12 protein-coding genes are annotated in these 12,236 nt (G+C 58.9%); 1 reads left to right on the top strand and 11 read right to left on the bottom strand.

Annotated features, from left to right (window positions below; translation table 11 throughout):
- Positions 1–86: 86 nt before the first annotated feature.
- The 10 genes from ACIGEK_RS11060 to ACIGEK_RS11015 all read right to left on the bottom strand — a co-directional run bounded on the left by ACIGEK_RS11060 (position 87) and on the right by ACIGEK_RS11015 (position 10,111).
- A complete protein-coding gene (locus ACIGEK_RS11060; RefSeq protein ID WP_397493374.1) occupies positions 87–896 on the bottom strand; it encodes a secretin N-terminal domain-containing protein in 810 nt (269 codons plus the stop codon).
- Positions 893–1,534: a histone acetyltransferase HPA2 gene (locus ACIGEK_RS11055; RefSeq protein WP_397493373.1), complete on the bottom strand. Its 642-nt coding sequence runs from the start codon at positions 1,532–1,534 to the stop codon at positions 893–895. The genes ACIGEK_RS11060 and ACIGEK_RS11055 overlap by 4 nt, the downstream gene beginning before the upstream one ends.
- A gap of 8 nt (positions 1,535–1,542) precedes the next feature.
- Positions 1,543–1,968: a GNAT family N-acetyltransferase gene (locus ACIGEK_RS11050; protein ID WP_397493372.1), complete on the bottom strand. Its 426-nt coding sequence runs from the start codon at positions 1,966–1,968 to the stop codon at positions 1,543–1,545.
- The gene (locus tag ACIGEK_RS11045) at positions 1,961–3,127 is read right to left on the bottom strand and encodes a JmjC domain-containing protein (protein ID WP_397493371.1); all 1,167 of its coding nucleotides are present in this window, start codon (positions 3,125–3,127) and stop codon (positions 1,961–1,963) included. Before ACIGEK_RS11045 ends, ACIGEK_RS11050 begins: the two co-directional genes overlap by 8 nt.
- A 78-nt stretch (positions 3,128–3,205) precedes the next feature.
- A complete protein-coding gene (gene purB / locus ACIGEK_RS11040) occupies positions 3,206–4,576 on the bottom strand; it encodes an adenylosuccinate lyase (RefSeq protein ID WP_397493370.1) in 1,371 nt (456 codons plus the stop codon).
- Positions 4,577–4,662: 86 nt separating this feature from the next.
- Entirely contained in the window at positions 4,663–5,523 is an 861-nt protein-coding gene (locus ACIGEK_RS11035) for a DMT family transporter (RefSeq protein WP_397493369.1), read from the bottom strand.
- Positions 5,524–5,525: 2 nt separating this feature from the next.
- Positions 5,526–6,146 (bottom strand): high frequency lysogenization protein HflD, encoded by a 621-nt coding sequence (gene hflD, locus ACIGEK_RS11030; protein ID WP_397493368.1) that lies wholly within the window; start codon positions 6,144–6,146, stop codon positions 5,526–5,528.
- Positions 6,143–7,261: a tRNA 2-thiouridine(34) synthase MnmA gene (gene mnmA / locus ACIGEK_RS11025; protein ID WP_397493367.1), complete on the bottom strand. Its 1,119-nt coding sequence runs from the start codon at positions 7,259–7,261 to the stop codon at positions 6,143–6,145. The genes hflD and mnmA overlap by 4 nt, the downstream gene beginning before the upstream one ends.
- Positions 7,262–7,321: 60 nt before the next feature.
- Entirely contained in the window at positions 7,322–7,762 is a 441-nt protein-coding gene (locus tag ACIGEK_RS11020) for an NUDIX hydrolase (RefSeq protein ID WP_304866807.1), read from the bottom strand.
- Between the two features lie 123 nt (positions 7,763–7,885).
- Positions 7,886–10,111, bottom strand: a complete 2,226-nt coding sequence (locus ACIGEK_RS11015) for an NADP-dependent isocitrate dehydrogenase (protein ID WP_397493366.1) — start codon at positions 10,109–10,111, stop codon at positions 7,886–7,888.
- A 361-nt stretch (positions 10,112–10,472) separates the two neighbouring features.
- Here ACIGEK_RS11015 and icd point away from each other — a divergent pair, with 361 nt between their 5' ends.
- On the top strand, positions 10,473–11,729 hold the full coding sequence (gene icd, locus ACIGEK_RS11010) for an NADP-dependent isocitrate dehydrogenase (protein WP_090253672.1): 1,257 nt from the start codon (positions 10,473–10,475) through the stop codon (positions 11,727–11,729).
- A 78-nt stretch (positions 11,730–11,807) separates the two neighbouring features.
- Here the strand turns inward: icd and cspD are convergent, their stop codons facing one another.
- Positions 11,808–12,071 carry a cold shock domain-containing protein CspD gene (cspD, locus tag ACIGEK_RS11005; RefSeq protein ID WP_090386463.1) on the bottom strand — a complete coding sequence of 88 codons (264 nt, stop codon included), beginning with the start codon at positions 12,069–12,071 and terminating at the stop codon, positions 11,808–11,810.
- Positions 12,072–12,236: the final 165 nt, after the last annotated feature.

Below are 12,236 nucleotides of genomic sequence, written 5' to 3'. Positions count from 1 at the left end.
TGCTTTGCGGCGGCGACATAGATCAGCCGATGAGCGGTTATCGGCACTGGGCCAGGGCGGCCCAGTGCTAGGGAGGGGCGCGGGGTTTAGTTAACCACGTCGACTTTGACGCGCATGCTCATGTCTTCACGGCCCTGGGTCGAGCGGTGTTGCAGAAAGTCGCCTTGCTCGCCCTGGCTTTGCTCGCTGACGCCGCCAATGCTGATCCATTCGCCCAGTCGTCCGCTGACTCGCGTATCGGTGCTTTGCACATCAATGGCGCCGGGCTGTGACTGGCTGAGGCGATCACGGTTGCTGCTGATGTCGATATGCACACGCTCGCCACTGATGCTGGCCGTGACGTAGAAACCGCGAGTGACGTTGCGATACTGGGTATTGCTATAGGGCTGGCCATAGGCATCACGCCCGCGGGTAGTCAGCGGCACGCTCTGGCCGACCTGAATCAGCGCTGGATAACCCTCAGTGGCCTGCACTTGCTGGGTACCACCGCTGCGGCTGTCGGTACTGCGGCGGATAATGCGCACCTGATCGCGACCATTGATTTCGCCCTGGCCAATCTGTACTTCGGCATTGCCGGCGCTGATCGTGCCGTCGGCGCGGTAACCGCGGTCGGACTGAAAGCCTGATTCATTGGTGTCGACGCTGATCAGCAAGCGGCGTGGTTCGGTGTCGAGTTGCTGCAGCAGGGCGCGCACCTCGGCAATCTTCGCTGGCTCGGCATTGACGATCAACTGGTTGCCATAGGCGTTGACCTTACCCTCGTGGCCGAGCACCGATTGCACCACACTGAGCACTTCATCAGCCGTGCGGAAATTCAGTGGAATCACCTCGGTCGCAGCGCTTAGAGACAGGCTGCAACTAAACAGCGCAGCGGCGAGCAGGGCACGAACCTTCATAGCAGAAAACTCCGTAAATCAGCGTCGGTGATGCTGGTATCCCAGGCTTGATCAAACTGTGCGCGGCGTTGGCGATTACGCCCGGGGTCTTGGTACAGGGCATAGCCGCTGGCCTGGCCAATTTCGGGTAACAGCAGCAAACCGCGATCGTCGGCCAGCAAAAACGCCAGCTCCTCATTAGGGTAGTCCGGGTGCAGCTTGCGGATCTGCAGGTTGGAGGACAGCCGGCGCGAGAGGCTGAGCAGGCGGTGGCCTTCCTTGACCGCACGACTGGGGTCGCGCAGCAGAATACGCAGTTGATTGCGCGGGCTGGCCAGGAGAAAACGGGTGCAGGCGTCTTGCACGCTGCTGTGGTGATAGAGCCAGGGCTCCAGGTCGTGGCTGTAGATGCACAGGCTGCGCTGCGCTTGTTGTAACAGCGCGAGGGCATGGGCGCGGGCCTGTTCGGGCTGGCTGAAGCGCTCCAGCGTGGTGTGCGCGCCAAGGGTGAACGGCGCCGGTTCTGCGCGTGGGCTATCCGGGCTGAGGCTGCCCGGGTTGTGCACAGCAAAACGCCCCGGTGACTGAAACTCGATGGCGGGAAGCTCTATGGGCTCCAGCGGTTCGGTAGGGTCATTCGGGGCGTTTTCGTCGTTCATCTCTGCCTCTAGGCGCTATGACGCACCATGTCCACGTGGGGGATGCCGGCGTCAAGGTACTCCCCGCTGACGATGGCAAACCCGAGCTTTTCATAGAAGGCGGTGGCGTGAACCTGGGCGCTGAGCATTTGCTGGGTCAGGCCACGATCTTCCGCTTCCGCGATCACCGCCTGGATCAGTGCCACACCCACGTTCAGGCCGCGCCAGTCCTTAAGCACTGACACCCGGCCGATATGGCCATCGGGTAACAGGCGCGCGGTGCCGACCGGGTAGTCGCCTTCCAGTGCCAGAAAATGCACGGCATCGGCGTCTTCGGCATCCCATTCGAGCTCCGGCGGCACCGCTTGTTCCGCGATGAAAACGGTTTCGCGAATGCGCCGCAAGTCAGCGTTGTCCTTCTGCCAGTCGGCCAGACGAACCTGTATCTCACTCATCAGCAAACTCCAGGCTGCCTTGTTTGACCAGTTCAACCAACAGATTACGCCCTTCATCATCAGCGAGCCATGCGCCGAGGTTTTCGATGTGCAGGGCATCGGCCGCACACACCAGTTTCAGCAGCTCACGCAGATTGGCCGAAAGCAGACGGCTCTGGCCGCTGGCGAACAGCACCAGATCGTCGCCAACTTCCGACCAGGCCATCCGTGCGCTCGGGTTGCGGATCAGTATCGCGCCATTTTCCAGCCCGGCGATGAAGCCTGCTTCGTCGATCTCGATGCCGGCAATCAACTCTGGATACTTGGGTTCGGTCATGAACTGGCCGAACCAGGTCATCAGCAGGCGCTCATCACTCATGTGCTCGGTGAGCAGGGCTTTGAGACGATCCAGAGCGTCGCGCTGGATCTGCGTCGGGTCGCTGGTCGGCTGCGCGTCGGCATCGCTGTAGCGCTCTTCGTCAGGCAGGAACTGGCCGAGAAAATCGGTGAAATGAGTCAGAACTTCAGCAGCGCTTGGCGCACGGAAGCCTACGGAATACGTCATACAGTCATCCTCAGCGGTACCACAGTGGGCCAGAAGCGGCGGCAGATAAAGCATGTCGCCGGGCTCCAGAACCCATTCTTCAGTTTTAACGAATTCAGCGAGGATCTTCAGATCCGCGTGTTGCAGTGTCGGGCTATCGGTATTGCACTGCTGGCCAACCTGCCAGCGGCGCTTGCCGTAACCCTGCAGGAGAAACACGTCGTAGTTGTCGTAATGCGGGCCTACGCCGCCACCCGGAACGGCGAAGCTGACCATCACGTCATCGATGCGCCACTTTGGCAGAAACTTGAACTCTTCCAGCAGCTCGGCCACTTCCGGCACGAACTGGTCGACCGCCTGCACCAGCAGGGTCCAGTCGCGCTCAGGCAGTTCGGCAAAAGCGTCTTCGGCAAACGGGCCGCGGCGCAGTTCCCAGGGGTGAGCACCATGTTCGATCACCAGGCGCGATTCGATTTCTTCTTCCAGCGCCAGACCGGCCAGCTCGTCTGGGGAAATCGGGCTTTCAAAACCGGGGATGGCTTGGCGTACCAGCAAGGGTTTCTTCTGCCAGTAATCGCGCATGAACTCGCGCGCGGTAATACCACCCAGCAGTTGTAGCGGAGTATCAGAATTCATCGCTAAGCCCTTGATGTAAGTAAATACCCATAAATAAAAACGCCCGGCGCAGCCGGGCGTCTGGGAGGCTGTTGCCGTTTAGATGCGCTTGGCCTGGGCGACCGCGTTGCCGATGTAGCTGGCAGGGGTCAGGAGCTTGAGCTCGGCTTTCGCCTCTGCTGGCATGTCCAGGCCGTCGATAAAGGTCTGCAGCGCTTCGGGGCTGATGCCCTTGCCGCGAGTCAGTTCCTTGAGCTTCTCGTATGGGTTCTCGATGGCGTAACGACGCATAACGGTCTGGATCGGTTCGGCGAGGACTTCCCAGCAGGCGTCCAGGTCGGCAGCGATACGCGCTTCGTTCAGCTCCAGCTTGCTAATGCCCTTGAGGCTGGCTTCATAAGCGATAACGCTATGGGCGAAGCCGACGCCGAGGTTGCGCAGCACGGTGGAGTCAGTCAGGTCGCGCTGCCAGCGGGAGATCGGCAGCTTGCTGGCCAGGTGCTGAAACAGCGCGTTGGCGATACCCAGGTTGCCTTCGGAGTTCTCGAAGTCGATCGGGTTGACCTTGTGCGGCATGGTCGAGGAGCCGATTTCGCCTGCGATGGTGCGCTGCTTGAAATAGCCCAGGGAGATATATCCCCAGATATCACGATCGAAGTCGATCAGGATGGTGTTGAAGCGGGCGATCGCATCGAACAGCTCGGCGATGTAGTCGTGTGGCTCGATCTGCGTGGTGTAGGGGTTGAACTGCAGGCCAAGGTCACCTTCGATGAACTGGCGCGCGTTGGCTTCCCAGTCGATCTGCGGGTAGGCCGAAAGGTGGGCGTTGTAGTTGCCTACGGCGCCATTGATCTTACCCAGCAGCGGTACGGCTGCTACCTGAGCGATCTGGCGCTCCAGGCGGTAGACCACGTTGGCCAGTTCCTTGCCCAGGGTGGTTGGCGACGCTGGCTGACCGTGGGTGCGTGAAAGCATCGGCACGTCGGCGAATTTGATCGCCAGCTCGCGAATAGCTTCGGCAGTCTGGCGCATCAGCGGCAGCAGCACGTCGTCACGGCCGGCGCGCAGCATCAGGGCGTGGGACAGGTTGTTGATGTCTTCGCTAGTGCAGGCGAAGTGAATAAATTCGCTGACCTTGTCCAGCTCAGGCAGCTTAGCGGCCTGTTCCTTGAGCAGGTACTCCACGGCTTTTACGTCGTGGTTGGTGGTGCGCTCGATCTCTTTGACGCGCTCGGCGTGCTCGACGGCGAAGTTGTCAGCCAGCTCATTGAGCACAGCGTTAGCTTCGGCGGAGAAGGGCGCGACTTCAGCAACCCCTTCGTGGGCAGCCAGGCGCTGCAACCAGCGGACCTCAACCAGTACGCGGAAACGGATCAGACCGTATTCGCTGAAAATCGGGCGCAGGGCGCTGGTTTTGCCGGCATAGCGGCCATCAACGGGGGAAACCGCGGTGAGCGAGGAAAGCTGCATGGGAGGCGTTCTCGGACAATCGGGCATTGAAAAGGGCGCATATCATACATGAAATCGGCAGCTGAATCGCGATTGGCTGCGACCGTTCAGCCGCCTTTACCTCTCGCAATCGACAGCAGGCTGGCGCTGAAAATTAGCGCGGCTCCGATTAACGAGGTCACGTCCGGGGTTTCGCCCCAGCGCAGCCAGGCGATCAGCCCGGCAAATACAATCGCCAGGTAGGCAAAGGGACCAATCAGGCCCGGCGATGCCAGGCTGTATGCCTTGGACATGATGATCTGGCTGGAGGTGGCCAGCAGACCGATCACCAGCAGCAGCCAGAGGTCCTGCTCACTTATCGGCTGCCAGGCCCAGGTCAGCGGGATGGCCGATAGCAGGGCACTGAACAGGGAAAAATAGAACACGATGCGATACGCCGGCTCCGTATCGCTCATCTCACGAATCGATACAAAGGCAAACGCAGCCATCACGCTGGCGGACAGGCCGATCAGTGCATGACTATCGAGCAGCGCCGCAGACGGTTTTGCCACCAGCAATACACCGATCAGTCCAACCACGGCGGTCAGCAGCATGCGCTTGCTCAGGGGCTCCTTGAGCCACCACCAGGCAATCAGCGGGGTAAAAAGCGGCGCGGAGTAGGTAAACAGCATGGCGTCGGCCAGTGGCAGGTGGGCAATGGCGTAGAAGAAGCAGTACATCGCCGCCAAGCCGTATGTAGTGCGCCACAGGTGAGATTTCAGGCGTGTGGTTTTGAGCGGGCGCAGGCCTTTGAACAGAATCAGCGGCAAAAAGAACAGTACGCCGACCAGGTTGCGCAAGAACACCACGGACTCGTTGTTGACACTGACCGAGACCTCACGAATACCAACGCCCATCAGTGAAAACAGTAAGGCCGACAGCGCAAGCAGTGCGGCACCCTGAACGGGTTTAACCGAACGGGTGCCCATGTTCACGTACGCAGCAGCGGGTAGAGTTCCTTGAGCAACTTGCTGCGGCTGAAAACCATCTGCCAGCGATGCCCGCCCAGTTGGCGCCACAGACGCGCCGAGCGAATGCCTGCAAGCAGTAGCGCACGGATCTTCGCGGCATTGTTGGTCTGTTGCAGGTGGCGCATATCACCCTGCACTTGGATGCGCTGGCGGAAGGTGCTGATGGTGTCTTGATACAGGCTGGCGCAGTTGGATATCACGTTTTCATGGGTCGGGCCGAAGTGCTCAACCTGCTGCTGTACTTGATCAAGGCGGCTGCCCATGATTTGCAGCATATCGCCGCGCTTATCCAGCTGACGCTCCAGGGCCAGCAGCGCCAAGGCATAACGCAGTGGATCACGTTGCAGGCTGGCCGGGTCGCGCTCCAGGGCGCTGACCAGGGCGCGGTAACCATCACGCAGGTTGAGGTCATCGCCGCCATAAACGTCCAGCGTGTCTCTCGGGTCGCGTACCAATAAGCTGTTGATCATGCAGGCTACGGCGGGCTCGCCGATCTGGCCGGTGCGCGCCAGCTTGTCGACCAACACTGCTGATTCAAATACCGCACCGAGGGCGATCAGTTGCTCGCGGATTGGATTCACGCCTGTAGCTCCCGCGCAGTCCAAGGCTCGGCAATTTCAATCACACCGCCACCGAGGCAGATTTCACCGTCGTAGAACACCACCGATTGCCCTGGGGTCACGGCGCGCTGCGGTTCATTGAATACGGCGCGGTAGCCACTGGCAGTCTTCTCCAGCGTGCAGGTCTGATCGCTCTGGCGATAACGCACCTTGGCCGTCAGCTCACGCGGCGTGCTCAGATCGACCGGGTTGACCCAGTAAATCTCGGAGGCGAGCAGGGCGCGGCTGAACAGCCAGGGATGCTCATTACCTTGGCCAACAATCAATACATTGCGGGGCAGGTCCTTATGCAGGACGTACCAAGGCTCGTCGCTGGCATCTTTCAATCCACCGATGCCCAGGCCCTGGCGTTGGCCAATGGTGTGGTACATCAGGCCGTGGTGACGACCAATGACTTCGCCTTCGGTGGTTTCGATATTGCCCGGCTGGGCCGGCAGGTACTGCTTGAGGAAGTCGCTGAAGCGACGTTCGCCGATAAAACAGATCCCGGTAGAGTCTTTCTTCTTTGCTGTGGCCAGCGCGTATTTTTCGGCGATGGCGCGCACTGCCGGCTTTTCCAGCTCGCCGACCGGGAACAGGGTTTTGGCAATCTGTTCGCCGCCCACTGCATGCAGGAAGTAGCTCTGATCCTTGTTCGGATCGAGACCCTTGAGCAATTCGGTACGCCCGTCGATATCGCGGCGGCGCACGTAGTGGCCGGTTGCAATCAGATCGGCACCGAGCATCAGGGCGTAATCAAGAAAGGCTTTGAACTTGATCTCGCGGTTGCACAGGATGTCCGGATTCGGCGTGCGTCCGGCCTTGTATTCGGCAAGGAAGTGCTCGAACACGTTGTCCCAGTACTCGGCGGCGAAGTTGGCGGTGTGCAGTTTGATGCCGATTTTGTCGCACACGGCCTGAGCGTCGGCCAGGTCATCCATGGCGGTGCAATATTCGGTGCCGTCGTCCTCGTCCCAGTTCTTCATAAACAGGCCTTCGACCTGATACCCCTGCTCAAGCAGGAGCAGGGCGGAAACGGAGGAGTCGACGCCGCCGGACATGCCGACGATTACGCGCTGAGTAGTTGGATCTGACATGGGGATACTGGGCACGGGCTTAAAAAGAGGGCGATTCTAGCAGGCGCAGAGGTGTGGCCGTTAATCGCGGATCAGGCTCAGGGGAAAACACTGGCCGTTCAGGTAGTCATCAATGCAGCGCAATACCAATTCGCTGCGCCAGCGCTCGGGTTGCGCTGCCAGCTCGTCACGGCTCAGCCAGCGCGGGCCGATAATGCCATCATCCAAAGGGTGATTGGGCCGCTGCTGCAGTGGTTTGGCGGCAAAGCACACGCGCTGGTAGGTGATGCCGTTGCTCGGTGCGGTGTAGAGATAAATGCCGGTGACGCCGGTCAGCTCGACATCCCAGCCGGTTTCCTCGAGGGTTTCGCGCAGTGCGGCCTGCAACAGGCTTTCGTTGGCTTCCAGATGGCCGGCGGGCTGGTTGAACACGGCGCGGCCTTCGGCCATTTCTTCGACCAGCAGAAAACGGCCCTGGTCTTCGATGACCGTGGCCACGGTGATGTGCGGCTGCCACTGCATGAACGTGCTACCTGTTATGAGAAAAGGCGATCTTATCCTGATTCTCTCGGCCCTGAATGCACAAACCCCGGCACTGGGCCGGGGTTTGCGGTGTTGCAGCGCTGTGGACGCTGGCGTTACGCCTTAGTTCAGAGCGGCGAGCGCGGCGTTGAAGGTCGCACTCGGGCGCATGACCTGGCTGGTCAGTTGCGGGTTGGAGCGGTAGTAGCCACCGATGTCCACGGGCTTGCCCTGCACGGCGCTGAGCTCGGCAACGATGGTTGCTTCGTTCTCGCTAAGGGTTTTTGCCAGTGGCGCGAACTGCGCTTTCAATTCGGCATCATCGTTTTGTGCGGCCAGTTCCTGAGCCCAGTACAGCGCCAGGTAGAAATGGCTGCCACGGTTGTCCAGCTCGCCGGTCTTGCGCGATGGCGACTTGTTATTGTCCAGCAACTTACCGGTAGCCGCATCGAGGGTCTTGCCCAGCAGTTTGGCTTTAGGGTTGTTGGTCTTGATCCCGGTTTCTTCCAGGGAAACCGCCAGGGCCAGGAATTCGCCGAGCGAGTCCCAGCGCAAGTGGTTTTCTTCGATCAGTTGCTGCACATGCTTGGGTGCCGAGCCGCCAGCGCCGGTTTCATACATGCCACCGCCGGCCATCAACGGCACGATGGAGAGCATCTTGGCCGAGGTGCCCAGCTCCATGATCGGGAACAGGTCGGTCAGGTAGTCGCGCAGTACGTTGCCGGTCACCGAAATGGTGTCCTGACCACGAATCAAACGCTCCATGCTCACGCGAATGGCCTGGTTGTAGTCCATTACACGGATGTCCAGACCGGTCAGATCGTGTTCCTGCAGGTAGGCTTCGACTTTCTTCTGCAGTTCACGATCATGAGCACGCTCTGGGTCCAGCCAGAAAATTGCCGGGGTATTGGACTGGCGAGCACGGGTTACAGCCAGTTTGACCCAGTCACGGATCGGCGCATCTTTGGTCTGGCAGGCGCGCCAGATGTCACCGGCCTCGACTTCGTGCTGCATTAGTACCGTGCCGTCGGCCAGTACCACGCGCATGCTGCCATCGGCGCTCATTTCGAAGGTTTTGTCGTGGGAACCGTACTCTTCGGCTTTCTGCGCCATCAGGCCAACGTTCGGCACGCTACCCATGGTGGTTGGGTTAAAGGCGCCGTTGGTTTTGCAGAAATTGATCATTTCCTGATAGATGCGTGCGTAGGTGCTTTCCGGCATCACCGCTTTGGTGTCCTTGAGCTTGCCGTCCTTGCCCCACATTTGCCCGGAACTGCGAATCATCGCAGGCATCGAGGCGTCGACGATCACGTCGCTGGGGATATGCAGGTTGGTAATGCCCTTGACCGAGTCAACCATGGCCATTTCCGGGCGGTGGCTGTAGCAGGCATGGATGTCATCGAGGATTTCTTCTTGCTGCGACGCGGGCAGGGACTTGATCTTGTCGTAGACGCTGCTGATGCCGTTGTTCGGGTTGACGCCCAGTTCTTCAAACAGCTTGCCGTATTTGTCGAACACGTCTTTGTAGTACACGCTGACAGCGTGGCCGAAAACGATCGGGTGGGAGACCTTCATCATGGTCGCCTTGACGTGCAGGGACCACATCACACCGTTTTCCTTGCAGTCCTGCAGGGTGCGCTCGAAGAAATCGCGCAGCTTGCGGCAGCTCATAAACATGCTGTCGAAGACTTCGCCTTCTTGCAGCGTGAGCTGCTTCTTGACTTCGACCTTGCCGTCCTTGCCGACGAACTCGATGCGCACGTCGCCGGCCTTGGCCATGGTGATCGACTGTTCGCTGGAGAAGAAATCGCCGCCACGCATGTAATCGGCGTGGGACTGCGAGGTCATGCTCCACTTGCCCATGGAGTGCGGATGCTTACGCACGAAGGCTTTGACCGCGGCTGGCGCACGGCGGTCGGAGTTGCCCTCACGCAATACTGGGTTGACTGCGCTGCCCAGCACTTTGCTATAGCGGGTACTGGCGTCTTTCTCGGCGTCAGTTTGCGGGTCTTCCGGGAAATTCGGGATGTTAAAGCCCTGAGCTTGCAGCTCGGCGATTGCGCCTTTGAGCTGCGGCACCGAGGCACTGATGTTTGGCAGCTTGATGATGTTGGCGTCTGGCGAAGTGGCCAGTACGGCCAGCTTGGCGAGGTCGTCGGCGATTTGCTTGTCAGCATCCAACTGGTCGGCAAAGCTTGCAAGGATGCGCCCTGCAAGAGAGATGTCGCGTGTTTCGACGGCAATCTCAGCAGAGGCTGCGAAGGCTTCTACAATAGGCAGAAGCGAATAGGTCGCAAGGGCTGGGGCTTCGTCGGTGAAGGTGTAGATGATCTTCGAGGGGGTGGACATTCTGAGTTAACTCTCTTCTTTGCTGAGCGTGCACAGGCACTCGACATGCACAGGTAAGCGCTGAGGCTCATACGAACGAGCCAGAAGTCGAGGTCTTGCCGCGGTGATGTTGGATGCACCAGTAGAGTGTTGAGCGTTTCGAGCCGTTGAACCGCTGTAGCAGTTCGACGGTTTCAAGAGGCGGACAACGTGTTTGAACGATCCGCGCCTTATGACCTGTTAGTCATTCGTGAAGTATACCACTGCGCTAGCGCGTCGCAGAATGCCTTGGCGCATAAGACCAATGAACATATGGTTTCGCCCGATTCAAGTGGGTTACTCTGGGGCGATCTGACTGTTTAACCACAAGACGGAGTCCAGCATGGGATACCAAAAGATCCAGGTGCCTGCCACCGGTGACAAAATCACCGTCAATGCCGATACATCCCTGAACGTACCGAACAATCCAATCATCCCTTTTATCGAAGGTGATGGTATCGGTGTCGATATCAGCCCGGTGATGATCAAAGTCGTTGATGCGGCCGTACAGAAAGCCTACGGCGGCGAACGCAAGATCTCCTGGATGGAAGTTTACGCAGGCGAGAAAGCCACTCAGGTTTACGATCAGGATACCTGGCTGCCTCAGGAAACTCTCGATGCGGTCAAAGATTACGTCGTTTCAATCAAGGGCCCGCTGACCACTCCAGTCGGTGGCGGCATCCGCTCCCTGAACGTTGCCCTGCGTCAGCAGCTCGACCTGTACGTCTGCCTGCGCCCAGTGCGTTGGTTTGAAGGCGTACCAAGCCCGGTGAAGAAGCCAGGCGACGTCGACATGACCATCTTTCGCGAGAACTCGGAAGACATCTACGCGGGTATCGAGTGGAAGGCTGGCTCGCCGGAAGCGACCAAGGTCATCAAGTTCCTTAAGGAGGAAATGGGTGTCACCAAGATTCGCTTCGACCAGGACTGCGGTATCGGCGTCAAGCCGGTTTCCAAAGAGGGCACCAAGCGCCTAGCGCGTAAAGCGTTGCAGTACGTCGTCGATAACGACCGCGACTCGCTAACCATCGTGCATAAAGGCAACATCATGAAGTTCACCGAAGGTGCCTTCAAAGAGTGGGCCTACGAAATTGCCGCTGAAGAGTTCGGCGCAACCTTGCTCGATGGCGGTCCTTGGATGCAGTTCAAGAACCCGAAAACCGGCAAAAACGTCATTGTTAAAGACGCCATCGCCGATGCCATGCTGCAGCAGATCCTACTGCGTCCGGCCGAGTACGATGTAATCGCCACCCTCAACCTCAACGGTGACTACCTGTCCGACGCCCTGGCGGCAGAAGTCGGCGGTATCGGTATCGCCCCAGGTGCCAACCTGTCTGATACCGTGGCCATGTTCGAAGCCACCCACGGCACTGCACCGAAGTACGCTGGCAAGGATCAGGTGAACCCCGGTTCGCTGATCCTCTCCGCCGAAATGATGCTGCGCCACATGGGCTGGACCGAAGCGGCTGATCTGATCATCAAGGGTACAAATGGCGCCATCGGTGCCAAAACAGTGACCTATGACTTCGAGCGCCTGATGGACGGTGCCAAGCTGCTGTCCTGCTCGGCATTCGGCGATGCACTGATTTCGCACATGTAAGCAAATCAGTTACTTAAAGAAAGGCCGGTCATATGACCGGCCTTTTTTGTGGGCGATTAACTGCCCAGGTGACTCTAATCAGACTTCAACCGTTGAGCCCTGGTGTTGCTTGACTGCGGCGGGCGCTTCACTGGCGGCAGTAGCCGCACTGATGTTTACGGCGTGGAGTCCTTTTGGACCTTGAATAATATCGAAGCTTACCGGCTGGCCAGCCTTCAGCGTTTTATAGCCGTCCATCTGGATAGCCGAGTAGTGGGCGAACAGGTCCTCATCTCGACCATCGGCCAGGATGAACCCATAGCCTTTGGCGTTGTTGAACCACTTGACCTTACCGCTAACCATGCTGATATCCCTCTGCAAAGGACTCCATCACTGGAGTATCATCCACTTCAATTCCACGCTTTGCTTGACGTGAGCAAGCAAAGCTGTGAAACCCCTTAATACCCACACTGGGTATTCATTGTTTGTAACACCGTTTTGCCGATAGTCAAGGCAATGCTGTAACTG

The organism is Pseudomonas sp. NPDC079086, from assembly GCF_044542155.1.
Taxonomy (GTDB): domain Bacteria; phylum Pseudomonadota; class Gammaproteobacteria; order Pseudomonadales; family Pseudomonadaceae; genus Aquipseudomonas.
Note: the sequence above shows the minus strand (reverse complement) of the source record. Positions and strands in the feature narration are given on the sequence as shown.

Excerpts from the sequence above, each read along its gene's own strand:
- icd (WP_090253672.1), top strand. The coding sequence starts at position 10,473 with ATGGGATACCAAAAGATCCAGGTGCCTGCCACCGGTGACAAAATCACC.
- mnmA (WP_397493367.1), bottom strand. The coding sequence starts at position 7,261 with ATGTCAGATCCAACTACTCAGCGCGTAATCGTCGGCATGTCCGGCGGC.
- ACIGEK_RS11060 (WP_397493374.1), bottom strand. The coding sequence starts at position 896 with ATGAAGGTTCGTGCCCTGCTCGCCGCTGCGCTGTTTAGTTGCAGCCTG.
- purB (WP_397493370.1), bottom strand. The coding sequence starts at position 4,576 with ATGCAGCTTTCCTCGCTCACCGCGGTTTCCCCCGTTGATGGCCGCTAT.
- ACIGEK_RS11050 (WP_397493372.1), bottom strand. The coding sequence starts at position 1,968 with ATGAGTGAGATACAGGTTCGTCTGGCCGACTGGCAGAAGGACAACGCT.
- ACIGEK_RS11045 (WP_397493371.1), bottom strand. The coding sequence starts at position 3,127 with ATGAATTCTGATACTCCGCTACAACTGCTGGGTGGTATTACCGCGCGC.
- cspD (WP_090386463.1), bottom strand. The coding sequence starts at position 12,071 with ATGGTTAGCGGTAAGGTCAAGTGGTTCAACAACGCCAAAGGCTATGGG.
- ACIGEK_RS11055 (WP_397493373.1), bottom strand. The coding sequence starts at position 1,534 with ATGAACGACGAAAACGCCCCGAATGACCCTACCGAACCGCTGGAGCCC.
- ACIGEK_RS11015 (WP_397493366.1), bottom strand. The coding sequence starts at position 10,111 with ATGTCCACCCCCTCGAAGATCATCTACACCTTCACCGACGAAGCCCCA.
- ACIGEK_RS11035 (WP_397493369.1), bottom strand. The coding sequence starts at position 5,523 with ATGGGCACCCGTTCGGTTAAACCCGTTCAGGGTGCCGCACTGCTTGCG.
- ACIGEK_RS11020 (WP_304866807.1), bottom strand. The coding sequence starts at position 7,762 with ATGCAGTGGCAGCCGCACATCACCGTGGCCACGGTCATCGAAGACCAG.